Origin of the sequence: Pseudomonas wayambapalatensis, from assembly GCF_049942315.1 — a bacterium.
Classification (GTDB): Bacteria; Pseudomonadota; Gammaproteobacteria; order Pseudomonadales; family Pseudomonadaceae; genus Aquipseudomonas; species Aquipseudomonas wayambapalatensis.
In genome coordinates this window covers 15,818-35,764 of record NZ_JBNFMU010000206.1, presented here as the reverse complement: position 1 = coordinate 35,764, position 19,947 = coordinate 15,818, and the positions used below count along the sequence as shown (strand labels likewise).

The 19,947-nt window shown below is 65.0% G+C and carries 23 protein-coding genes and 1 riboswitch; of the genes, 18 read left to right on the top strand and 5 right to left on the bottom strand.

Annotation, left to right across the window (positions count from 1 at the left end; genetic code table 11):
* Window positions 1–304: 304 nt before the first annotated feature.
* From tcuC to choX, 3 genes are all read right to left on the bottom strand, one after another.
* Complete coding sequence (tcuC, locus tag ACPZMI_RS17480; protein WP_426352729.1) at window positions 305–1,597, bottom strand: MFS transporter; 1,293 nt, start codon at window positions 1,595–1,597, stop codon at window positions 305–307.
* Between the two features lie 124 nt (window positions 1,598–1,721).
* Entirely contained in the window at window positions 1,722–2,642 is a 921-nt protein-coding gene (locus tag ACPZMI_RS17475) for an alpha/beta hydrolase (protein ID WP_426352728.1), read from the bottom strand.
* Window positions 2,642–3,577, bottom strand: coding sequence for a choline ABC transporter substrate-binding protein (choX, locus tag ACPZMI_RS17470; RefSeq protein WP_426352727.1), 936 nt, complete (start codon window positions 3,575–3,577; stop codon window positions 2,642–2,644). The genes ACPZMI_RS17475 and choX overlap by 1 nt, the downstream gene beginning before the upstream one ends.
* Window positions 3,578–3,899: 322 nt before the next feature.
* Here choX and hda point away from each other — a divergent pair, with 322 nt between their 5' ends.
* The 3 genes from hda (at window position 3,900) to ACPZMI_RS17455 (ending at window position 6,043) form a co-directional block, all read left to right on the top strand.
* Complete coding sequence (hda, locus tag ACPZMI_RS17465; protein ID WP_054890953.1) at window positions 3,900–4,604, top strand: DnaA regulatory inactivator Hda; 705 nt, start codon at window positions 3,900–3,902, stop codon at window positions 4,602–4,604.
* 125 nt (window positions 4,605–4,729) lie between these two features.
* Window positions 4,730–5,371, top strand: a complete 642-nt coding sequence (locus ACPZMI_RS17460) for a C40 family peptidase (protein ID WP_054890952.1) — start codon at window positions 4,730–4,732, stop codon at window positions 5,369–5,371.
* A gap of 135 nt (window positions 5,372–5,506) precedes the next feature.
* Complete coding sequence (locus ACPZMI_RS17455; protein WP_186667144.1) at window positions 5,507–6,043, top strand: C40 family peptidase; 537 nt, start codon at window positions 5,507–5,509, stop codon at window positions 6,041–6,043.
* A 35-nt stretch (window positions 6,044–6,078) separates the two neighbouring features.
* Here ACPZMI_RS17455 and ACPZMI_RS17450 read toward each other — a convergent pair whose 3' ends face one another.
* Entirely contained in the window at window positions 6,079–6,657 is a 579-nt protein-coding gene (locus ACPZMI_RS17450; protein ID WP_426352726.1) for a hypothetical protein, read from the bottom strand.
* A 136-nt stretch (window positions 6,658–6,793) separates the two neighbouring features.
* Window positions 6,794–7,013: riboswitch (cobalamin riboswitch) on the top strand.
* A 144-nt stretch (window positions 7,014–7,157) separates the two neighbouring features.
* Between ACPZMI_RS17450 and cobO the strand changes: the two genes are divergently transcribed.
* From cobO to ACPZMI_RS17375, 15 genes are all read left to right on the top strand, one after another.
* Window positions 7,158–7,769: a cob(I)yrinic acid a,c-diamide adenosyltransferase gene (gene cobO / locus ACPZMI_RS17445; protein ID WP_065862217.1), complete on the top strand. Its 612-nt coding sequence runs from the start codon at window positions 7,158–7,160 to the stop codon at window positions 7,767–7,769.
* Window positions 7,766–9,064 carry a cobyrinic acid a,c-diamide synthase CobB gene (locus ACPZMI_RS17440; RefSeq protein ID WP_186667142.1) on the top strand — a complete coding sequence of 433 codons (1,299 nt, stop codon included), beginning with the start codon at window positions 7,766–7,768 and terminating at the stop codon, window positions 9,062–9,064. Before cobO ends, ACPZMI_RS17440 begins: the two co-directional genes overlap by 4 nt.
* Window positions 9,061–9,711 carry a 5,6-dimethylbenzimidazole synthase gene (gene bluB, locus ACPZMI_RS17435; protein WP_426352725.1) on the top strand — a complete coding sequence of 217 codons (651 nt, stop codon included), beginning with the start codon at window positions 9,061–9,063 and terminating at the stop codon, window positions 9,709–9,711. Before ACPZMI_RS17440 ends, bluB begins: the two co-directional genes overlap by 4 nt.
* Entirely contained in the window at window positions 9,708–10,616 is a 909-nt protein-coding gene (cbiB, locus tag ACPZMI_RS17430; protein WP_186667140.1) for an adenosylcobinamide-phosphate synthase CbiB, read from the top strand. The genes bluB and cbiB overlap by 4 nt, the downstream gene beginning before the upstream one ends.
* Complete coding sequence (gene cobD, locus ACPZMI_RS17425; RefSeq protein ID WP_426352724.1) at window positions 10,609–11,601, top strand: threonine-phosphate decarboxylase CobD; 993 nt, start codon at window positions 10,609–10,611, stop codon at window positions 11,599–11,601. Before cbiB ends, cobD begins: the two co-directional genes overlap by 8 nt.
* Window positions 11,598–13,052 (top strand): cobyric acid synthase, encoded by a 1,455-nt coding sequence (locus ACPZMI_RS17420; protein ID WP_426352723.1) that lies wholly within the window; start codon window positions 11,598–11,600, stop codon window positions 13,050–13,052. Before cobD ends, ACPZMI_RS17420 begins: the two co-directional genes overlap by 4 nt.
* 1 nt (window position 13,053) lies before the next feature.
* A complete protein-coding gene (gene cobU, locus ACPZMI_RS17415; RefSeq protein WP_288377417.1) occupies window positions 13,054–13,575 on the top strand; it encodes a bifunctional adenosylcobinamide kinase/adenosylcobinamide-phosphate guanylyltransferase in 522 nt (173 codons plus the stop codon).
* Window positions 13,572–14,627: a nicotinate-nucleotide--dimethylbenzimidazole phosphoribosyltransferase gene (gene cobT / locus ACPZMI_RS17410; protein WP_426352722.1), complete on the top strand. Its 1,056-nt coding sequence runs from the start codon at window positions 13,572–13,574 to the stop codon at window positions 14,625–14,627. Before cobU ends, cobT begins: the two co-directional genes overlap by 4 nt.
* Complete coding sequence (gene cobC, locus ACPZMI_RS17405; RefSeq protein ID WP_186667135.1) at window positions 14,624–15,193, top strand: alpha-ribazole phosphatase family protein; 570 nt, start codon at window positions 14,624–14,626, stop codon at window positions 15,191–15,193. Before cobT ends, cobC begins: the two co-directional genes overlap by 4 nt.
* A complete protein-coding gene (locus ACPZMI_RS17400; RefSeq protein WP_186718983.1) occupies window positions 15,193–15,927 on the top strand; it encodes an adenosylcobinamide-GDP ribazoletransferase in 735 nt (244 codons plus the stop codon). Before cobC ends, ACPZMI_RS17400 begins: the two co-directional genes overlap by 1 nt.
* Window positions 15,928–16,093: 166 nt before the next feature.
* Window positions 16,094–17,206 (top strand): glycoside hydrolase family 5 protein, encoded by a 1,113-nt coding sequence (locus ACPZMI_RS17395; protein WP_426352730.1) that lies wholly within the window; start codon window positions 16,094–16,096, stop codon window positions 17,204–17,206.
* Between the two features lie 54 nt (window positions 17,207–17,260).
* Window positions 17,261–17,665: a MarR family winged helix-turn-helix transcriptional regulator gene (locus ACPZMI_RS17390; RefSeq protein ID WP_186711541.1), complete on the top strand. Its 405-nt coding sequence runs from the start codon at window positions 17,261–17,263 to the stop codon at window positions 17,663–17,665.
* A gap of 63 nt (window positions 17,666–17,728) precedes the next feature.
* Complete coding sequence (locus tag ACPZMI_RS17385) at window positions 17,729–18,931, top strand: MFS transporter (protein ID WP_426352721.1); 1,203 nt, start codon at window positions 17,729–17,731, stop codon at window positions 18,929–18,931.
* Window positions 18,928–19,050 (top strand): hypothetical protein, encoded by a 123-nt coding sequence (locus ACPZMI_RS17380; protein ID WP_256673900.1) that lies wholly within the window; start codon window positions 18,928–18,930, stop codon window positions 19,048–19,050. Before ACPZMI_RS17385 ends, ACPZMI_RS17380 begins: the two co-directional genes overlap by 4 nt.
* Window positions 19,051–19,096: 46 nt before the next feature.
* The gene (locus ACPZMI_RS17375; RefSeq protein WP_288377408.1) at window positions 19,097–19,648 is read left to right on the top strand and encodes a glutathione peroxidase; all 552 of its coding nucleotides are present in this window, start codon (window positions 19,097–19,099) and stop codon (window positions 19,646–19,648) included.
* Between the two features lie 25 nt (window positions 19,649–19,673).
* Here the strand turns inward: ACPZMI_RS17375 and ACPZMI_RS17370 are convergent, their stop codons facing one another.
* Window positions 19,674–19,931 carry a DUF2798 domain-containing protein gene (locus tag ACPZMI_RS17370; protein ID WP_065862204.1) on the bottom strand — a complete coding sequence of 86 codons (258 nt, stop codon included), beginning with the start codon at window positions 19,929–19,931 and terminating at the stop codon, window positions 19,674–19,676.
* Window positions 19,932–19,947: the final 16 nt, after the last annotated feature.

Sequence of the window (19,947 nt, the reverse complement as noted above, 5' to 3'; positions counted from 1 at the left end):
AGCCGAGGAACGGCCGGGGTCGCGCTCGACTTTACGGGTTGTAAATGAGCATTCCGACCGGGCTGGCGCACCAGGCTGTTTTCAACGCAGCATCACCGAGTATCAAGGTTTTTCATACAGAGCCTAGTAGATCGCTATGGATCTTTGCCGATGGCGGCGCCCCCATCGCGGGACCAGCCCGCTCCTACAGGTAGAATGAACCAGGACTAAGCCGAAAGCGCCCGAGAAGCTCGGGCGCGCTTTTTAGTTATGCGAATTTACTTTCCAGCGCTCTGCACAGCACTCGTAAGGATCCGTCACACCCTCAGGCAACAGCCGTGCTGCGTGCAGACCGGCGGCGATACAGCACAAGCGTTGCAGTGAACGCACACAGCGCTGCAAACATCAGCCAGTAAGCCGGGGCGGCCTTGTCTGACGTGGCATGGATCGCCCAGGTGGACACCGCCGGGGTGAAGCCGCCGAATACCGCAGTGGCGAGGCTATAAGCCAGGGAGAATCCGGCAACACGCACTTCGGTGGGCATGATTTCGGTCAGGGCCGGGATCAGTGCGCCGTTGTACACGCCGTAGAGGCACGAGAACCACAGCAGCACCTCCAGCATGTGAGCGAAGCTGGGGCTCTGGGCCAGGTACGACAGAGCAGGATATGCCGTGAGCACGGTCAGCAGGGACATCGCCGCCAGCAGCGGTTTGCGTCCCAGGCGATCGCTCAACGTGCCGCCGATCGGCAGCCACAGGAAGTTGGACACGGCGACCAGCAAGGTCACCATCAATGCGTCACTGGTATCGAGCTGCAGCACGGTTTTGCCAAAGGTCGGGGCGTACACGGTAATCATGTAGAAAGCGGTGGTGGTCATGGCCACCATCAGCATGCCCAGGATTACCACCGATGCGTTGGCGCACAGCGTCTTGAACACTTGGCTCATGGTCGGGCGATGTTCGCGTTTGGCGAATTCTTCGGTCTCCTGCAGGTTACGGCGCAGCAGGAAGATGCACGGGACGATCAGGCAGCCCACGGCGAAGGGAATCCGCCATCCCCACTGGGAGAGCTCCTCGGCGGACAACCACTGATTCAAGCCATAACCCAGGGCTGCGGCAACCATGATGGACACCTGCTGGCTGGCCGATTGCCAACTGGCGTAGAAGCCTTTGCGCCCGGGCGTGGCCATCTCCGCCAGGTAAACAGAGACGCCGCCGAGCTCGGCGCCGGCCGAGAACCCTTGCAGCAGCCTGCCTAGCAACACCAGGGCGGGCGCCCATAGACCGATACTGGCATAGCCGGGCACGAACACGATCAGCAAGGTGCCGCTGGCCATGATCGCCAAGGTCACGATGAGGCCCTGGCGCCTGCCTACGTCATCGATGTAAGCACCAAGGATGATTGCGCCCAGCGGGCGCATCAGGAAGCCTGCGCCGAACACGGCGAAGGTCATCATCAAGGAGGCGAATTCGTTACTGGCAGGGAAGAACGCGGCAGCGATCTGGGTGGCGTAGAAGCCAAACAGGAAGAAGTCGAATTGTTCGAGGAAGTTGCCGGAGGTCACCCGGAAGACTCTTCCGGCTTTGGATGATGCTTTGGCAGGGAGGGTGGGATTCATCACAGGCTCCAGCTATTCAGCGAATCTTTGTAAGAGGTTGTAACTAAAGATTCTTGCAGAAAGAGCATGAGTCAAAACATGAAACTTTCATTAGGTTGGCGCCCGTGGTGCCGTCAGGGGACGATCAATCGAGGCTGTTCTCGAGCGCCGCAAACAGTGCCTCGTACAACTGCTCCACCTCCGGCAGCTCCCTGGCCCGCAGGCAGCCATGAACCAGCCCGTGGCCGGGGAAGTAATCCACTGTCACGCCGTGATCCTCCAGCCGTTGCGCATAAAGTAGGCCGTCATCGCGCAATGGATCGAACTCGGCCACGGCAATGAAAGCGTGCGCCAGCCCTTTGAAATTGTCGGCGAGCAGCGGTAGCGCCAGCGGGCTGCGGGTAGTGGAGGGCAGGTAGGCATTCAGGCAGGCCTGCATGTCCGCGACAGACAGCAGCGGCGCATCGGCACATTCGCGTCGCGACACGCTGTCCTCGTCGCCCAGTGCTGGATAGATCAGTGCCTGCATGCGCGGCTGCGGCTCACCGGCCTCGCGCAGTGCCAGGCACAGGGCGGCGGCGAGGTTGCCCCCGGCGCTGTCGCCGATGGCGACCAGGCGCGTGGGGTCGATCGGTATATCCAGCACGCCATCGCGCAGGGCGCGCCAGACGGCGAGGCTGTCGTGCAGGGCGGCGGGGAAGGGGTTTTCCGGCGCGAGTCGGTAATCCACTGCCACCACCAGCACCTCCAGGCGAGCTGTCAGTTCGGCGCAGAAGAATGCGTGTGAATCGAGCCCGCCCAGCATCCAGCCGCCGCCATGCATGAATAGCAGCGCTGGCCACCCATCGGCCGGTGCCGATTGTGCAGGCTGGAACACGCGCAGCGGCGCCAGTCCGGGCAAGCTCAGGTCGCGCACCTGCACGCCTTTCGGGCAGGGCGGGGTGAAGGCGGCTGCCATGCGTGAATAGGCCGCGCGCTGGGCCGTCAGTGCGGGATCGGCCACACCGAAGGCGCGGGTCCGCTCGATGAAGACCTGCATGCCGGCCGAGAGTGCGTAGCGCTGCATTACCGTTGCGCGACCAATGCCGCATCGGCGGGCTTGCCGTCGAACGTGGTGACGCCTTCGAGCCAGGCCGAGACCTGCTCGGGGTGTGCCTTGAGCCAGTCTCGCGCGGCATCGAGCGGCGCTTTGCGGTTGAGGATCGGCTCCATGACCTGACTCACACCTTCACTGGTGAAACGCAGGTTGTGCAGCAGCTTGGCGACGTTGCCGCATTGTTGCTGGTAACCGGCAGCGGTCATGATCGAGACGGTGGCCGAGCCTTCGTTGGGGCCGAAGGCGTCATCGCTGCCGGAGAGGTAGCGCATGTCGATCTGCAGGTTCATCGGGTGCGGCTTCCAGCCGGCGAACACCACCCATTCGTTCTTCTGCACGGCACGCTTGACCGCTGTCAGCATGCCAGCCTCACTGGACTCTATGCCCTTGAAGCCCTTCAGGCCGAATTTGTCTTCGGCGATCATCTGCGCGGTGATGCGGTTCATGCCGCTGCCTGGCTCGATCAGGTACAGCTGGTTCTTGAGCTTGTCGCGAAACCTGGCGATGTCGGCGAAGGTCTTCAGGCCTGCGTCGTAGGCGTAGGCAGGCACGGCATAGGTGGACTGAGCATCGGCGAGGGTGGCGGGGCTGATCACGTCGATCTGCTGTTTGTCCAGGAAGGGCTTGGCCACCGATTGCATGGTCGGCTGCCAGTAACCGAGGAACACATCGAGGCGTTTTTCCGCCATGCCGGCCAGGACGATCTGCTGCGAGGCGCTGGTCTGCTTGACCTTGTAGCCCAGACTGTCGAGCAGGGCTTCGGCGACGGCGCTGCTGGCGACGACATCGGTCCAGTTCACCGAGCCCATGCGCACATTCTGGCAAGCGGCGGGTTCTGCGGCCCAGCTGGCTGCGCTGATACTCAGGAGTGCGGCGCAGGTGGCCGCCTTGATCGATCGCTGCATGACTTTTCCCCTCACGAGACGGTGATTATCGTTGTTATGTCATGACGCCCCGCGCGGCGGTGGCTGCCGCTCAGGTTATGAGCCGGCCGAGCGGAAAAATCGCACCCAGGCGACCTGCTTTTGCACCCAGGCGACTTCGAGTTTGGCACGCTACCGGATGAGGCGCTTGGCCGGGACGCTGTTCTGGTTGTTCAAAAATCACGCAACCCGTTGATTTTGCTTGCGCTATTCCCCTCCCTGATTGTGCCGCCCGCGTTGCGGGTATAGACTTTGCAAACTCTTCACCAAAGGCCCCCTTTGGTCCTCGCGACCGCCCGCCAGCATGAAACCGATCCAGTTGCCCCTGGGTGTGCGCCTGCGCGATGACGCCACCTTCATCAACTACTATCCGGGTGCCAACGCCGCGGCGCTGGGCTATGTCGAGCGGCTGTGCGAAGCCGACGCCGGCTGGACCGAGAGCCTCATCTATCTATGGGGTAAGCAGGGCGCGGGGCGTACTCACCTGCTGCAGGCCGCCACCCACCGTTTCCAGCAACTGGGCGAACCCGCTGTCTACCTGCCGTTGGCGCAATTGCTCGACCGTGGCGTGGAGCTGCTCGATCATCTGGAGCAGTACGAGCTGGTGTGCATCGACGACCTGCACGTGATTGCCGGCAAGGCCGACTGGGAAGAGGCGATGTTCCATCTGTTCAATCGCCTGCGAGACAGCGGCCGGCGCTTGCTGCTGGCGGCATCGAGTTCGCCGCGGGAGCTGCCGATCAAGCTTGCCGACCTCAAGTCACGGCTTACGCTGGCACTGATTTTCCAGATGCGTGGCCTGTCCGACGAAGACAAGCTGCGCGCCTTGCAACTGCGGGCCTCGCGCCGTGGCCTGCACCTGACCGATGAGGTCGGGCACTTCATTCTCACCCGTGGCACGCGCAGCATGAGCGCACTGTTCGATCTGCTCGAGCGCCTCGACCAGGCCTCGCTGCAGGCCCAGCGCAAATTGACCATTCCCTTCCTCAAGGAAACCCTCGGCTGGTAACCCTGAAAACACCGGGCCAGAGCGGCAAAACGCAAAAGTCACATTTTTTTCGATAAAATTTGCAAATGGTTTCGATAGAAGGCATAGTTTGCCCCTTCTAAAGGATTACAGACACGGTCGTGCCCATGCTCAAGCGCTTCGCACCCCTCGTGCCACTCGCACTCGTGACCCTGCTTTTTGGCTGCGCGGCCCAAGGCCCGATTTCCCAGCCCCAGGATCACCCATCGGTCACCGCGCAAACCGCGGTCAAGGCCAAGGCGTCGCATTCGTCGGTATTCGATGAAGAAGACCTCGCCACCGATGAAGACCTCCAAGCCTTCTCCAGCAACAGCAAGCCCTACCAGCTGCCCGTCCTTGCAGACAGCATCCTGGAGCGTGGCATGTCGCTGATCGGCACCCGTTATCGTTTCGGCGGTACTTCCGAGCAGTCCGGCTTCGATTGCAGCGGCTTCATCGGCTACCTGTTCCGCGAAGAGGCCGGCATGAACCTGCCGCGCTCGACCCGCGAGATGATCAACGTCGACGCACCCAAGGTCGCACGCAACAAGCTCAAGCCAGGTGACCTGCTGTTCTTCAGCACCAATGGTCGTGGCCGTGTCAGCCATGCCGGCATCTACCTGGGCGACAACCAGTTCATCCACTCCAGCAGCCGCCGCAGCGGTGGCGTGCGCATCGATAACCTCGGTGACCGCTACTGGAGCAAGACCTTCATCGAAGCCAAGCGTGCCCTGGCCATGGCGCCGACCACTACCCTGTCGCGCAACTGATATCAAAATGCTGTATCCTCGCACGGCGGCGTAGCTGAAAAGCTAGCCGCCGTGCGCATTTACGAATAGCGTCTAATCTAAATCCTTAACTCTTTTTTCGGCTGCGGCCGATTGGTCTCAGACAGGTTCTGACCCATGGCGATGATGACGCGCTTCGCATTCCTCTCCCTGGTGGCACTGCTTGCCGCCTGTTCCAGCCGTGCTCCGGCCCCGGCACCCGTGGCCAAGCCGCAGGTTACCTTCATTGACCAGCCTTCCTCGTCGCCCGTGGCTGACGACGTGCTGATCCGTGCCATCGGTCTGGTCGGCACCCCGTATCGCTGGGGCGGCAACACGCCGGACTCGGGCTTCGATTGCAGTGGCCTGATCGGTTATGTGTACCGCGATGCGGCGAACATCAGCCTGCCACGCTCGACCCGCGAGATGATCGTCATGCGTGCGCCGACCGTGAACATCAACGCGCTGCAGTCCGGTGACCTGGTGTTCTTCGCCACTGGCGGTGGTTCGCAGGTAAGCCATGCCGGGATCTACGTGGGTGAGGGGCGCTTCGTGCATGCGCCGTCCACCGGCGGTACGGTGCGGCTGGACTACCTGTCGAACAGCTACTGGTCCAAGGCCTACCTGCAGGCCAAGCGGGTGTTGACGCCGGGGCATCTGGCGCAGAATCCCTGAGATCGTCGGGGCTGCACAGCAGCCCCGACGTAGATTCAAGCCTGCTTGAGCAGCAGCGCCACCCCCGGATGGTATTGCCCCGACTCGTTATGCAGCTTGCGGTACGCATACGGGAAGTACCAGGCAATCGCACAGGCCGTGTGCTTGTTCAGGTCATCGACCAGATCCTGCAGTTCCTCGGGGCTTGCATTCTGCCCCGCCTTCCACGGGCTGACGAACAGCGCCCCGGCCTTGAGCTGGCTGGGATAGGCTGCCAGCCGCGCCAACGTCGCCGCCTCCTGCAGGGCCCCCGCCAGATCCAGGCGGGCGATCTTCGGCCAGCGCTGTTCAGTGTGCAGATGAATGGAGTGTTCGGCACCGGCAATCGACAGATCGCAGCGCCCTTCGCGCTCACCTTCGTCACGCTGCTTCTTGCTCTGATACTGCTGCAGCGCCACCAGCTCGGCCTGCCAGGCCGCCGCGGCGAGAATACCGGCATTGGCCTGGGCACCATGCCAGTAGGGCGCGTCGCCGTCGCCGTGGATCTGGTTGAAACGGTCGATGCAGTCGATCCAGCGCTCCAGGGCCGGGCGCAGGAACTCCAGGTGCGGGTTGTTGATGATCAAGCCTTGCATGCCGCGCTCTCCTTTTATTATGGTCGCGTACAGCCGGTGATGGCTATGTGATATCACTGCTTCAATAGTGAGACAAGCATCCAGATCAACCGTTCATCGTCCGCGTTTAATTGACGCTCCCGGTGCAACCCTCTAACCTTCGCGGCGTGTTTCAGGTGCTCTGCGGATCAGCTCCGGCAGGGTGAAACTGGGAAGCCGGTGGGCGCCAGCAGGGCGCGAATCCGGCGCTGCCCCCGCAACGGTAGGTGAGTCAAGGCCGCGCAAGGCCACTGGGTGTCCACACCCGGGAAGGCGCGCGGTTTCGGGCCAAGGCCCGGCTCACGAGCCCGGAGACCGGCCTGTCACTGCCAACGGCATCACGGAGGGTGATGCGCGCTGCCCCGTGGTGTCGCCACGGCTTTTGCGCGCTCCCTTCGCCTGCCTGCCTTGTTTTCTGTCGTTGCCTGGTGCCCGCCCGCGAGTGCCCGACCGGTGCGTCGACAGCTTGCGGAGAACCCCTGATGAGCGAATCCACCGAACGCGACGAACGCCACTTGGCGCGCATGCAGCGCAAAAAAGCGATCATCGACGAACGTATCGCCAACTCCCCCAACGAATGTGGCCTGCTGCTGGTGCTCACGGGCAATGGCAAGGGCAAGAGCAGCTCGGCCTTCGGCATGCTCGCCCGCGCGCTGGGGCATGGCATGCAGTGCGGGGTGGTGCAGTTCATCAAGGGTCGCAACAGCACTGGCGAAGAGCTGTTCTTCCGCCGCTTCCCCAATGAAGTGCGCTACCACGTGATGGGCGAGGGCTTCACCTGGGAAACCCAGGACCGCCAGCGCGACATCGCGGCTGCAGAAGCGGCCTGGGCGGTCTCCCGCCAGTTGCTGCAGGACCCGTCGGTGCAGTTCGTGGTGCTCGACGAGCTGAATATCGCCCTCAAGCACGGCTACCTCGACCTCGACCAGGTGCTCTCGGACATCCAGGCCCGTCCACCGATGCAGCACGTCATCGTCACGGGCCGCGCCGCCAAGCCGGAGATGATCGAGCTGGCCGACACCGTGACCGAGATGGGCATGCTCAAGCACGCCTTCCAGGCCGGTATCCGCGCACAGAAGGGCGTTGAACTGTGAGTCGAGCCACCCGTCATTGCCCAGCGGTGTTGATCGCCGCACCGGCCTCCGGCCAGGGCAAGACCACCGTCACTGCCGCCCTGGCGCGCCTGCACCGCAACCTCGGGCGCAAGGTGCGGGTGTTCAAGTGCGGGCCGGATTTTCTCGACCCGATGATCCTGGAGCGCGCCAGTGGCGCCCCGGTGTATCAGTTGGACATGTGGATGATCGGCGAGCAGGAGAGCCGCCGCCTGTTGTGGGACGCCGCCGCCGAAGCCGACCTGATCCTCATCGAGGGTGTCATGGGGCTGTTCGACGGCACGCCGTCGAGCGCTGACCTGGCGCGGCATTTCGGCGTGCCGGTGCTGGCGGTGATCGATGGCACTGCCATGGCCCAGACCTTCGGGGCCCTGGCCCTGGGGCTGGCGCGCTACCAGCCCGACCTGCCATTCGCTGGCGTGCTGGCCAACCGGGTCGGCAGCCTGCGTCATGCGCAACTGCTCGAAGGCAGCCTGACCGAAGGCTTGCGCTGGTATGGCGGGTTGTCTCGCGAGCGCGGCATCGAATTGCCCAGCCGTCACCTCGGGCTGGTCCAGGCCAGTGAGCTGAACGATCTGGATGCACGCCTGGACGCCGCCGCCGAGGCCTTGGGCGCCAGCTGCGATGCTGCCTTGCCGCCACCGGTGGCCTTTGTCGAGCCACAAACCGTGCACTCGGCCGCAAGCCTGGCCGGTGTGCGCATCGGTGTGGCCCGCGACGAGGCCTTCGCCTTCCTCTATGGCGCCAATCTCGACCTGCTGCGCGATCACGGCGCGGAGCTGGTGTTCTTCTCGCCGTTGCATGATCGCCACCTGCCTGTGGTCGACAGCCTGTATTTGCCTGGCGGCTACCCCGAACTGCATCACCACGCCCTGGCGGCCAACGCGCCGATGCGCGAGGCGATCCGCGGCCATCATGCCGAAGGCAAACCCTTGTTGGCCGAATGCGGCGGCATGCTCTATCTGCTCGATGCCTTGACCGACGTTGCGGGCGAGCGCGCCGAGCTGCTGGGACTGTTGCCCGGCGAAGCCGTGATGCAGAAGCGCCTCGCCGCCTTGGCGCTGCAGGCTGTCGAGTTGCCTGAAGGCACCCTGCGTGGCCATACCTACCATCATTCCCTGACTACCACCGAGCTTGTGCCCATCGCCCGTGGCCTGAGCCCCAATGGCGGACGTGGCAACGAGGCGGTCTATCGTCTGGGGCGCTTGACGGCGTCCTACGTGCACTTCTATTTCCCTTCCAACCCCGAAGCGGCGGTGGCGCTGTTGCGACCATGAACGAACACGCTTTCAGCGAGGCCGAGCGCGCTGCGGTCTACCGCGCGATCGGCGAGCGTCGCGACATGCGCCACTTCATTGGCGGCGACGTGGCGCCTGCGCTGCTTGCCCGGCTGCTGGCCGCCGCGCACCAGGCGCCCAGCGTCGGGTTGATGCAGCCCTGGCGCTTCATTCGGATCAGCCAGCGCGATCTGCGCTTGCGCATCCAGGCGCTGGTGGAGGAAGAGCGGATTCGCACCGCCGAGGCCCTCGGTGAGCGCTCCGATGCATTCATGAGGCTCAAGGTCGAAGGCATCGGCGAGTGCGCCGAGGTGCTGGTTGCCGCCTTGATGGACAAGCGCGAGCCGCACATCTTCGGCCGCCGCACCCTGCCGGAAATGGACCTGGCGTCGATGGCCTGCGCGATCCAGAACCTCTGGCTGGCCGCACGCGCCGAGGGGCTGGGGATGGGCTGGGTGTCGCTGTTCGACCCGCAGGCGCTGGGCGAGCTGCTGGGCATGCCGACTGGGGCCAAGCCGGTGGCGGTGTTGTGCCTGGGGCCGGTGGCGAAATTTTACGAAGCGCCCATGCTGGCGCTGGAAGACTGGGCGCGTGAGCGGCCGCTGAGCGAGATGCTCTACGAGAACCAATGGGGAGAGCGGCCATGAGCATCGCCTTGCTGACCGTCGCCGGTGTGGCGCTGGATGCGCTGTTGGGGGAGCCGCAGCGGCGTCATCCTCTGGTGGCTTTCGGCAACTTCGCCGGGCGTCTGGAGCAGCGCTTGAATGCCGGTGGCCGTGGCTGGCGCAGCCACGGCGTCAGTGCCTGGTTCCTGGCCGTGGTGCCCTTGACCCTGCTGGCGCTGATCCTGTCGTGGCTGCCCTACATCGGTTGGCTGGTGGACGCCCTGGCGCTGTATTGCGCGCTGGGCATGCGCAGCCTGGGCGAGCATGTATTGCCCGTGGCCCAGGCCCTGCGCCAAGGGGATCTGGATGAAGCACGGCGACGGGTAGGCTATCTGGTCAGCCGCGAGACCCGCGAGCTCGACGAGGCTGCCGTGGCCCGCGCCGCCACCGAGTCGGTGCTGGAGAATGGCAGCGATGCGGTGTTCGCCGCGCTGTTCTGGTTCGTCGTGGCCGGTGCGCCGGGCGTGGTGCTGTATCGCCTGAGCAATACCCTGGATGCCATGTGGGGCTATCGCAATGAGCGCTTCGAGCGCTTTGGCTGGGCTGCGGCGCGCATCGACGATGTGCTCAACTTCCTGCCGGCCAGGCTGGTGGCACTGACCTACGCGTTGCTGGGCAAGACCCGCCTGGCCTTGAGGTGCTGGCGCAGCCAGGCGCCACTGTGGGACAGCCCCAATGCGGGCCCGGTGATGGCCGCAGGGGCCGGTGCCCTGGGTGTGGAGCTGGGAGGCCCGGCGGTGTACCACGGCGAGCTGCACGAACGCGCCCGTCTGGGTGAGGGGCCGGTGGCCGATGCCGACGCCATCGAGCGCGGCTGGAGCCTGGTGCAGCGCGGCGTATGGCTGTGGCTGCTGGTGATCTGCACGGGGGCCTGGCTCTATGCTTGAACATGGTGGTCGCCTGCTGCGCGCGATGCGCCAGTACGGTATCGCACGCGAAGACTGGCTCGACCTGTCCAGCGGTATCGCTCCCTGGTCCTTCGCCATCCCACCGATTCCGCTGGATGCCTGGGCGCGCCTGCCCGAGGTCGAGGATGGCCTGGAGCAGGCCGCGCGCGCCTATTACGGTGTCGATGAGCTGCTCGCCGTGGCCGGCTCCCAGGCGGCGATCCAGGCCTTGCCGCACTTGCGCGCGCGCGGGCGGGTTGGCGTGTTGTCGCCGTGCTATGCCGAGCATCCGCACGCCTGGCAGCGCGCCGGGCATGAGCTTGTCGCGCTCGATGACGACCAGGTCGAAGAGGCCCTGGACAGTCTCGATGTGCTGTTGCTGGTCAACCCGAACAACCCGACCGGGCGCTGTGTACCGCGCGAGCGTCTGCTCGCCTGGCACGCTCGCCTGGCCCGGCGCGGCGGCTGGCTGGTGGTGGACGAGGCGTTCATGGACAACACCCCGGCACACAGCCTCATCAACCAGAGCGGACGTGCTGGATTGATCGTGCTGCGTTCGTTCGGCAAGTTCTTTGGTCTGGCCGGTGTGCGTCTGGGCTTCGTCATGGCCGAGGCGCCACTGTTGCAGCGCCTGGCCGAGATGCTGGGGCCATGGACGGTCAGCGGCCCGACTCGAATCATCGGCCAGTCGTGCTTCGCCGACCATGCCTCGCAGCAGGCGCAGATCCTGCGCTGCGCCGAAGCCAGCGCACGCCTGGCAGCACTGTTGGCCGAGTCCGGCTTGCCCGCCACTGGCGCCTGTAACCTGTTCCAGTACCTGCGTGATCCGCGCGCCGCGCAGTTGCATGACTTTCTCGCCCGTCGCGGCATTCTCGTGCGCCTGTTCGAAACGCCTGCCGCCCTGCGCTTTGGCTTGCCCGCCTGTGCGGCGGATGAACAGCGCCTGCGCCAGGCGCTGCAAGACTTCCAGAAGGAATCGGCATGACCACCCTCATGGTGCAAGGCACCACCTCCGATGCCGGCAAGAGCACGCTGGTTACCGCCCTGTGCCGCTGGCTGTTGCGCCAGGGTGTCGGCGTGGTGCCGTTCAAGCCGCAGAACATGGCGCTCAACAGCGCGGTGACCGCCGACGGTGGCGAGATTGGCCGCGCCCAGGCGGTGCAGGCCCAGGCCTGCCGGCTGGCGCCGCACACCGACATGAACCCGGTGCTGCTCAAGCCCAACAGCGACACTGGCGCCCAGGTCATCGTCCATGGCCGCGCGGTAACCAGCATGAACGCCGTCGCCTACCACGACTACAAGGCCATCGCCATGCAGGCGGTGCTGGCCTCGCACCAGCGCCTGAGCGCCGCCTACCCGGTGGTGATGGTCGAAGGTGCAGGCTCGCCCGCCGAGATCAACCTGCGCGCCGGCGATATCGCCAACATGGGGTTTGCCGAGGCAGTGGACTGCCCGGTGATCCTGGTGGCCGATATCAACCGTGGGGGCGTTTTCGCCCACCTGGTCGGCACCCTCGAACTGCTGTCGCCCAGCGAGCAGGTGCGGGTGAAGGGGTTTGTCATCAACCGTTTTCGCGGTGACATCGCCTTGCTGCAACCGGGCCTGGACTGGCTCGAGCAGCGTACCGGCAAACCGGTGCTGGGCGTATTACCGTACGTCACCGACCTGCACCTGGAGGCCGAGGACGGCATTGACCGGCGCCAGTCGCTCAAGGGCGATCGTGTGCTCAAGGTGATCGTTCCGGTGTTGCCGCGCATCAGCAACCACACCGACTTCGACCCGCTGCGCCTGCACCCGCAGGTGGACTTGCAGTTCATCGGGCCCGGCCAGCCGATCCCGCCTGCCGACCTGATCATCCTGCCCGGCTCCAAGAGCGTGCGCGGTGACCTGGCGCAATTGCGCGAGCGCGGCTGGGACAGCGCCATTGCCCGCCACCTGCGTTATGGTGGCAAGCTCATCGGCATCTGTGGCGGGCTGCAGATGCTCGGGCGCCAGGTGCACGACCCGCTCGGGCTGGAAGGGCCGGCGGGTTCGAGCGCTGGGCTGGGCCTGTTCGACTACGCCACGGTGCTGGAAGCCGAAAAGCAGCTGCGCAATGTCGCAGGCGTGCTGAGCCTCGAGCAGGCATCGGTGTCGGGCTACGAGATCCACGCAGGTGTCACCCAGGGGCCTGCGCTGGAGCAGCCCGCGGTGATGCTCGCAGACGGCCGTGCCGATGGCGCGATCAGCGCCGACGGGCAGATACTCGCCACTTATCTGCATGGCCTGTTCGAGGGTAGCCAGTCGTGCGCCGCGCTGCTGCGCTGGGCCGGGCTGGATGACGTCGAGGTGGTCGATTACGAGGCATTGCGCGAGCGCGATATCGAGCGTCTGGCCGACCTCATCGAGCAGCACCTGGACACTGCGCAGTTGCGCGCCTTGTGTGGAGTCGCCTGAGATGCGCAACCTGATCCTCGGTGGTGCCCGCTCGGGCAAGAGCCGCCTGGCCGAGCAACTGGCTGCGGCCAGTGGTTTACCGGTCACCTACATCGCCACCAGCGAGCCGCTGGACGGCGAGATGAATGAACGCGTGCGCCTGCACCGCGAGCGTCGGCCTTCTGACTGGGGGCTGATCGAAGAGCCTCTGGCCTTGGCCCGCGTGCTGCGTGCCGAAGCCGACCAAGGGCGCTGCCTGCTGGTGGATTGCCTGACCCTTTGGTTGACCAATCTGCTGATGCTCGACGACGAGCAACGCCTGGCCGAGGAGCGTGACGCGCTGCTCGACTGCCTGGGTAGCCTGCCGGGCACGCTGATCCTGGTCAGCAACGAAACCGGCCTGGGCGTGGTGCCCATGGGCGAGCTGACCCGTCGTTACGTCGACCTGGCCGGCTGGCTGCACCAGGCCGTGGCCGAACGCTGTGAGCGCGTGGTTCTCACGGTTGCCGGCCTTCCTCTCATGCTCAAAGGACCTGCTCTATGAATACCACCTGGTGGCTCGATGCCTGCCAACCCCTCGACAACGACGCCATGGAGCAGGCGCGCAGCCGTCAGCAGCAACTGACCAAACCCGCCGGATCGCTGGGCCAGCTGGAAGCCCTGGCGATTACCCTGGCCGGCCTGCAAGGTCGTGAGCGTCCGAACCTCGAGCGCGTGGCAATCGGCCTGTTTGCCGGTGACCATGGCGTGGTGGAGGAGGGTATCTCCGCCTATCCCCAGGCAGTGACTGGCCAGATGTTGCGCAATTTCGTCGGCGGTGGCGCGGCGATCAGCGTGCTGGCGCGTCAACTGGAGGCGACGCTGGACGTGGTCGACCTGGGGACCATCGACCCCGAACTACAACTGCCGGGCGTGCATCACCTGCGCCTGGGTACCGGTACTGCCAACTTCGCCCGCCAGCCAGCGATGACCGAGGCGCAACTGTGCGGCGCGCTAGCGGCCGGGCGCGACAGTGCCTTGCGTGCAGCAGAGCAGGGCGCGCAGTTGTTCATCGGTGGCGAGATGGGCATTGGCAACACCACGGCAGCGGCGGCCCTGGCCAGTGCGTTGCTCGGGTGCCCGGCCAATGCCCTGAGCGGCCCGGGTACCGGGCTCGACAGTGCCGGGGTACGGCACAAGGCCGAGGTGATCGAGCGTGCCCTGACATTGCACGGCCTGCAGGACGGCGACCCGTTGCGGGCATTGGCCTGCGTCGGTGGTTTCGAGATCGCCGCGCTGGCGGGGGCGTACCTGGCCTGCGCGCAGGAAGGGATAGCGGTGCTGGTCGACGGCTTCATCTGCAGCGTGGCGGCCTTGGTTGCCGTGCGCCTCAATCCGCAGTGCCGCCAGTGGCTGCTGTTCGCCCACCAAGGCGCCGAGCCTGGGCATCGGGCCTTGCTCGAGGCGCTGCAGGCAGAACCGCTGCTGGCCCTCGGGCTGCGCCTGGGCGAGGGCAGCGGTGCTGCGCTGGCGGTTCCTTTGATGCGTCTGGCCTGCGCGCTGCACGGGCAGATGGCGACCTTCGCCGAAGCGGCGGTCGCGGATCGCCCGGCATGATCCTCGATCTGCTGCGCCATGGTGAGACCGAACTGGGCGGCGGCCTGCGCGGCAGCCTGGACGACGCCCTGACCGCGCAGGGCTGGGCGCAGATGCGTGCGGCTGTCGAGAAGGGTGGGCCCTGGGACGTGCTGGTCAGTTCGCCCTTGCAGCGTTGTGCACGTTTCGCCGACGAGCTGGGCGCAGGTCTCCAACTGCCGGTGCAGCTCGAAGCGGGTGTACGCGAGCTGCACTTTGGCGAGTGGGAAGGACGCAGCGCGGCGCAGATCATGCAGACCGAAGCTGACGCCTTGGGGCTGTTCTGGGCTGACCCTTACGCCTTCACGCCGCCTGCAGGCGAGCCGGTTGCCGACTTCGCCGAGCGCGTGCTGGCCGCGATCGAAACCCTGGCCCGGCAACACTCGGGCAAGCGCGTGCTGCTGGTGACCCACGGCGGTGTCATGCGCTTGTTGCTGGCGCGTGCCCGTGGCCTGCCGCGTGAGCAGTTGCTGCAGGTCGAGGTGGGGCACGGTGCGTTGGTACGTCTGGCGCTGCAGGCTGACGGCCAGTTGCGTGAGGTAGCCTGATGCTGCCGTTCTGGATTGCCCTGCAGTTTCTCAGCAGCCTACCGGTAAGCCTGCCGGGCATGCCGGAGCCGCGGCAGATGGGCCGCTCGCTGCTGTTCTACCCCGCCGTCGGGTTACTGTTCGGCCTGTTGCTGTGGGCTGCCAGCGCGCTGCTGCTGGGGGCAGCGGCACCGTTGCAGGCGGCATTGCTGCTGACCTTGTGGGTGCTGCTCAGTGGCGCCCTGCACCTGGATGGCCTGGCCGACAGTGCCGATGCCTGGCTGGGTGGCTTCGGCGACCGCGAGCGCACCTTGCAGATCATGAAAGACCCGCGCAGTGGCCCGATTGCCGTGGTCACCCTGGTGCTGGTGCTGCTGTTGAAGTTCTGCGCCTTGTGGGTGCTGGTCGAGCGTGGCGCGGGTGCCTGGTTGGTTCTGGCGCCAGTGGTCGGGCGGGCTGCGATGCTCGGTTTGTTCCTCTGCACACCTTATGTGCGTGCGGGGGGGCTGGGCTCGGCACTGGCCGAACACCTGCCCAGGCGTGCGGCAGGCTGGGTGCTGCTGGGCAGTGCGCTGGGCTGTCTGGTGCTGGGTGGCTGGCTGGGGCTGTGGCTGCTTCTAGTGGCAGCGCTGGTCTTTGCGTTCTTGCGGCGGCAGATGTGCCGCCGGTTGGGCGGGACCACCGGTGACACTGCAGGTGCACTGCTGGAACTGCTGGAGTTGACGGTGGTATTGGGGCTGGCACTTTTGTATTGATACCCGGGCAAATTCGGAATCTGCCTTCAATCATTGTGGAAATTTCCCAGTGTTTGCAGGGTTACGCTCGGCTTCCTTCCGTGCCCTGGGGTAATCTCCGATGCTCTACCGTCTGCTTGTCGGCCTGTTGTTACTGGTGCCGCTAACGGCTCCAGCAGCTGATCTGATCGATTTCTGGGGCACACCGCGCCACGGTGGTAACAGTTTCAACCGCCTGCCGCCCGAGCAAGCTTACTTCGACGCCCTGCAAGCCTACGGTGCGACCTGGGTGCGGCTTTCGTACGACAAATGGAAGCCGGCCGGCAGGGATTTCCTGTTGGGCGACGCCGACAACTATACAGAGCTTGTCCAGACAGATCTGGACACACTGAAACAGGTGCTGGATCGCGCTCAGCGTGCAGGCCTGAAAGTGGTCATCGCACCGCTTTCGCTGCCGGGCATGCGCTGGTCGCAGAACAATCAGGGGCATTTCGATGATCGGCTGTGGCAGGACAAGCGCTACTGGGTCCAGTCCGCGGCCTTCTGGCGGGACCTGGCGCAGGCATTGAAAGGCCATCCCGCTGTCGCAGCCTATAACCTGGTCAATGAGCCCGCCCCGGAAAAGCAGGGTGGTCTGCCGGAGCATGCCTCGCAGGAGCAGATGAAAGCCTGGTATGCGCGGCAGCAGGGCGGGCCGCGTGATCTGCCGGCACTGTCTGCCAAGCTGCTGGCAGCGATCCGGGCAGTGGACGACAAGACCCCGGTGATGGTCGATGCCGGCTGGTATGCCGCGGCCGATGCTTTCGGCTATTGGCCAAGGCCGCTGGCAGATGCGCGTGTGCTCTACAGCGTGCACATGTACGAACCCTACGCTGCCACCAGTGCGCCGAACATGGCGCGCAAGCGGCCGTTCGAATACCCGGGCAGGGTGCCTTTCGCGGGGCGTGACGAGCACTGGGATGCGGCGCGGGTAGCACAGTACCTGCAACTTCCGCTGCAATGGGCCGAGGCCATGCGGGTCCCGCGTTCACGCCTGGTGGTCGGCGAGTTCGGCTGTATGCGCCGTCTGCCGGGCTGTCATCGCTACCTGGAGGACATTCTGGATGTGCTCGTGCATGAGCGGCTGCACTGGGCCTTCTACAGTTTTCGCGAGGACAGCTGGGATGGCATGGACTACGAACTGGGCAGCGGCAAGGTGCCGTGGCGCTACTGGAAGGCTATCGACGAGGGCGCGCCCGATCCGCTCGAGCGTAAGGCCGGTGAGGCATTCGAACCGATTCGTCGGCGTTTGCAGCCATGAGCGAATCGAGAAACTTCTTGCAACATCCCTGGGTGCGGGTATATACACGCTTTCATGTTGACCAGTGAATGCATCTGCACCCACCTGCGTCGTGCCGCCCGCGGGGTGAGCCGACATTACGACGAGGCCCTGGCGGGCTTCGGTATCAATGTCGCGCAGTTTTCCTTGTTGCGTCATCTGCAGCGGCTCGACCAGCCGAGTATCACCAGCCTGGCCGAGGCCATGGGCCTGGACCGCAGCACCTTGGGTCGCAACCTGCGGGTGCTGGAGGCCGATGGGTTGGTGGCGCTTGGCGAGGGCAGCGACCAGCGCAATCGCCTGGTGTGCCTGACCGAGGCAGGCAAGGCGTGCCTGGCTGCCGCACATCCTGCCTGGGAGCAGGCTCAGCTACAGTTGGTCGAGCATCTGGGCGAGGAGCAGCGCGATGAACTGGTTCGCTTGTTGGAGCGTTTGGCCTGAAATGTGCCATATAAAGCGGGTATATACCCGCACAAACCTTGCGATGGTTAGGAGACAACAACAATGACTTCCATTTGGCGAACCAGTGGCTGGGTGCTGCTCGGGGCGGCGCTGATCCTGGCGCTGTCGCTGGGTGTGCGGCATGGCTTCGGCCTGTTCCTGGCCCCCATGAGCGCCGATTTTGGCTGGGGGCGTGAAGTCTTCGCCTTCGCGATTGCCCTGCAGAACCTGATCTGGGGATTGGCCCAGCCGTTCGCCGGCGCGCTGGCCGATCGCCTGGGCGCGGCGCGGGTGGTGATCATTGGCGGCATTCTCTACGCTGCCGGCCTGGTACTGATGGGCATGGCCGATTCGATCTGGTCGTTGTCGCTGAGTGCTGGCTTGCTGATCGGTATCGGGCTGTCCGGTACCTCGTTCTCGGTGATCCTCGGCGTGGTTGGCCGCGCGGTGCCGCCGGAAAAACGCAGCATGGCCATGGGGATTGCCAGCGCGGCGGGATCGTTCGGCCAGTTCGCCATGCTGCCGGGTACGCTTGGGCTGATCCAGTGGCTGGGCTGGTCGGCAGCGCTGCTGGTACTGGGTTTGATGGTGGCGCTGATCGTGCCTTTCGTCGGGCTGCTGCGCGATCGGCCACTGCCCAGCCAGGGCGGCGAGCAGACGCTGGGCCAGGCACTGCGCGAGGCGTGCTCGCATTCCGGTTTCTGGCTGCTGGCACTGGGCTTTTTCGTCTGCGGTTTCCAGGTGGTGTTCATCGGTGTGCACCTGCCGGCCTATCTGGTCGACCAGCACTTGCCGGCGACCATCGGTACCACGGTGCTGGCACTGGTCGGGTTGTTCAACATTGTCGGCACCTACACCGCCGGCTGGCTGGGCGGGCGCATGTCCAAGCCGCGTCTGCTGACCAGCCTGTATCTGCTGCGGGCGGTGGTGATCGTGCTGTTCCTGTGGGCACCGGTGACCGAATTCAGCGCCTACCTGTTCGGCATTGCCATGGGCCTGTTGTGGTTGTCGACGGTGCCGCTGACCAATGGCACGGTGGCGACCCTGTTCGGTGTGCGCAACCTGTCGATGCTGGGGGGGATCGTGTTCCTGTTCCATCAGCTCGGCGCCTTCCTCGGTGGCTGGCTGGGCGGGGTGGTCTATGACCGCACGGGCAGCTATGACCTGGTCTGGCAGATCTCCATCCTGCTCAGCCTGCTGGCGGCGGCCCTCAACTGGCCGGTGCGCGAACGCCCGGTTGCGCGCCTGCAGGCCACGGCGGCATGAACCGCTCCTGGCTGCGCGGGCTGCTGGTGGCGGGTGCGCTGCTGGTGCTGGCGCTCGCCTGGTGGGGCTGGCATCAGGGCGGGTTGGCGTTGATGCAACTGGGCATGGGTGTTTGTTAAGCGCTACCCTGCAAGGCAAGGAATTGTCTTGCAGGAGAACAAGAACATGCTCACTCGTTGGTTCGCGCTACCTTTGCTGGCCCTGACCGCCACTGCTTCCACTTGGGCGGCCGACTGCCCGGCGCTGCTGCAGGGCAGCCTGCCGGAGCTACGTGGCAAAGGGCAGGTCGAGCTGTGCCAGCGCTACGCCGGTAAACCGTTGGTGGTGATCAATACCGCCAGTTACTGCGGCTTCGCGCCGCAGTTCGAGGGCCTGGAGGCTACCTACAAGGAGTACCACGAGCAGGGGCTGGAAATGCTCGGCGTCCCCTCCAACGATTTCAAGCAGGAAGATGCCGACAGCGAGAAGACCGCCAAGGTCTGCTACGCCAACTACGGCGTCACCTTCACCATGACCAAGACCCAGCCGGTGCGTGGCAAGGATGCGATCCCGCTGTTCGTCGAGCTGGCAAGGCAGAGCAGTGCGCCCAAGTGGAATTTCTACAAGTACGTGGTGGACCGGCGAGGCAAGGTGATCGGCAATTTCTCCAGCCTGACCAAGCCGGATGATCCGGCGTTCCGGGCGGCCATCGAGAAGGCCATTGCGTCGCAGCCTTGATGCAGCGCTTTCTGTTGATGGGCGATCAGTGCGGGTGCACGGTGATTGCCACCAGGCGCATCACCACGGGCCGCACCATCAGCACGCAGACGAACGCCACCGGCATCGCCAACTGATAGGCCTGAAGTACTTTGCGCAAGTAGTCCTGGTCGATGCCGGCCGTGGCAGCGGTGATCACGAAGCACATCAGCATCGCCATGATCGCCGACATGTAGAAGGCGAAGACATAGGGTGTGGCACTGGCGCGGAGCTTGCGACGGCGGGGCTGGGACAAAGGAGTCATGAGGGCGCCTCTTGGT

What these genes read in the sequence shown, in the direction of transcription:
- tcuC (WP_426352729.1), bottom strand. Translation starts at nt 1,597, where the DNA reads ATGAATCCCACCCTCCCTGCCAAAGCATCATCCAAAGCCGGAAGAGTC.
- ACPZMI_RS17475 (WP_426352728.1), bottom strand. Translation starts at nt 2,642, where the DNA reads ATGCAGCGCTACGCACTCTCGGCCGGCATGCAGGTCTTCATCGAGCGG.
- choX (WP_426352727.1), bottom strand. Translation starts at nt 3,577, where the DNA reads ATGCAGCGATCGATCAAGGCGGCCACCTGCGCCGCACTCCTGAGTATC.
- hda (WP_054890953.1), top strand. Translation starts at nt 3,900, where the DNA reads ATGAAACCGATCCAGTTGCCCCTGGGTGTGCGCCTGCGCGATGACGCC.
- ACPZMI_RS17460 (WP_054890952.1), top strand. Translation starts at nt 4,730, where the DNA reads ATGCTCAAGCGCTTCGCACCCCTCGTGCCACTCGCACTCGTGACCCTG.
- ACPZMI_RS17455 (WP_186667144.1), top strand. Translation starts at nt 5,507, where the DNA reads ATGGCGATGATGACGCGCTTCGCATTCCTCTCCCTGGTGGCACTGCTT.
- ACPZMI_RS17450 (WP_426352726.1), bottom strand. Translation starts at nt 6,657, where the DNA reads ATGCAAGGCTTGATCATCAACAACCCGCACCTGGAGTTCCTGCGCCCG.
- cobO (WP_065862217.1), top strand. Translation starts at nt 7,158, where the DNA reads ATGAGCGAATCCACCGAACGCGACGAACGCCACTTGGCGCGCATGCAG.
- bluB (WP_426352725.1), top strand. Translation starts at nt 9,061, where the DNA reads ATGAACGAACACGCTTTCAGCGAGGCCGAGCGCGCTGCGGTCTACCGC.
- cbiB (WP_186667140.1), top strand. Translation starts at nt 9,708, where the DNA reads ATGAGCATCGCCTTGCTGACCGTCGCCGGTGTGGCGCTGGATGCGCTG.
- cobD (WP_426352724.1), top strand. Translation starts at nt 10,609, where the DNA reads ATGCTTGAACATGGTGGTCGCCTGCTGCGCGCGATGCGCCAGTACGGT.
- ACPZMI_RS17420 (WP_426352723.1), top strand. Translation starts at nt 11,598, where the DNA reads ATGACCACCCTCATGGTGCAAGGCACCACCTCCGATGCCGGCAAGAGC.
- cobU (WP_288377417.1), top strand. Translation starts at nt 13,054, where the DNA reads ATGCGCAACCTGATCCTCGGTGGTGCCCGCTCGGGCAAGAGCCGCCTG.
- cobT (WP_426352722.1), top strand. Translation starts at nt 13,572, where the DNA reads ATGAATACCACCTGGTGGCTCGATGCCTGCCAACCCCTCGACAACGAC.
- cobC (WP_186667135.1), top strand. Translation starts at nt 14,624, where the DNA reads ATGATCCTCGATCTGCTGCGCCATGGTGAGACCGAACTGGGCGGCGGC.
- ACPZMI_RS17400 (WP_186718983.1), top strand. Translation starts at nt 15,193, where the DNA reads ATGCTGCCGTTCTGGATTGCCCTGCAGTTTCTCAGCAGCCTACCGGTA.
- ACPZMI_RS17390 (WP_186711541.1), top strand. Translation starts at nt 17,261, where the DNA reads ATGTTGACCAGTGAATGCATCTGCACCCACCTGCGTCGTGCCGCCCGC.
- ACPZMI_RS17385 (WP_426352721.1), top strand. Translation starts at nt 17,729, where the DNA reads ATGACTTCCATTTGGCGAACCAGTGGCTGGGTGCTGCTCGGGGCGGCG.
- ACPZMI_RS17380 (WP_256673900.1), top strand. Translation starts at nt 18,928, where the DNA reads ATGAACCGCTCCTGGCTGCGCGGGCTGCTGGTGGCGGGTGCGCTGCTG.
- ACPZMI_RS17375 (WP_288377408.1), top strand. Translation starts at nt 19,097, where the DNA reads ATGCTCACTCGTTGGTTCGCGCTACCTTTGCTGGCCCTGACCGCCACT.
- ACPZMI_RS17370 (WP_065862204.1), bottom strand. Translation starts at nt 19,931, where the DNA reads ATGACTCCTTTGTCCCAGCCCCGCCGTCGCAAGCTCCGCGCCAGTGCC.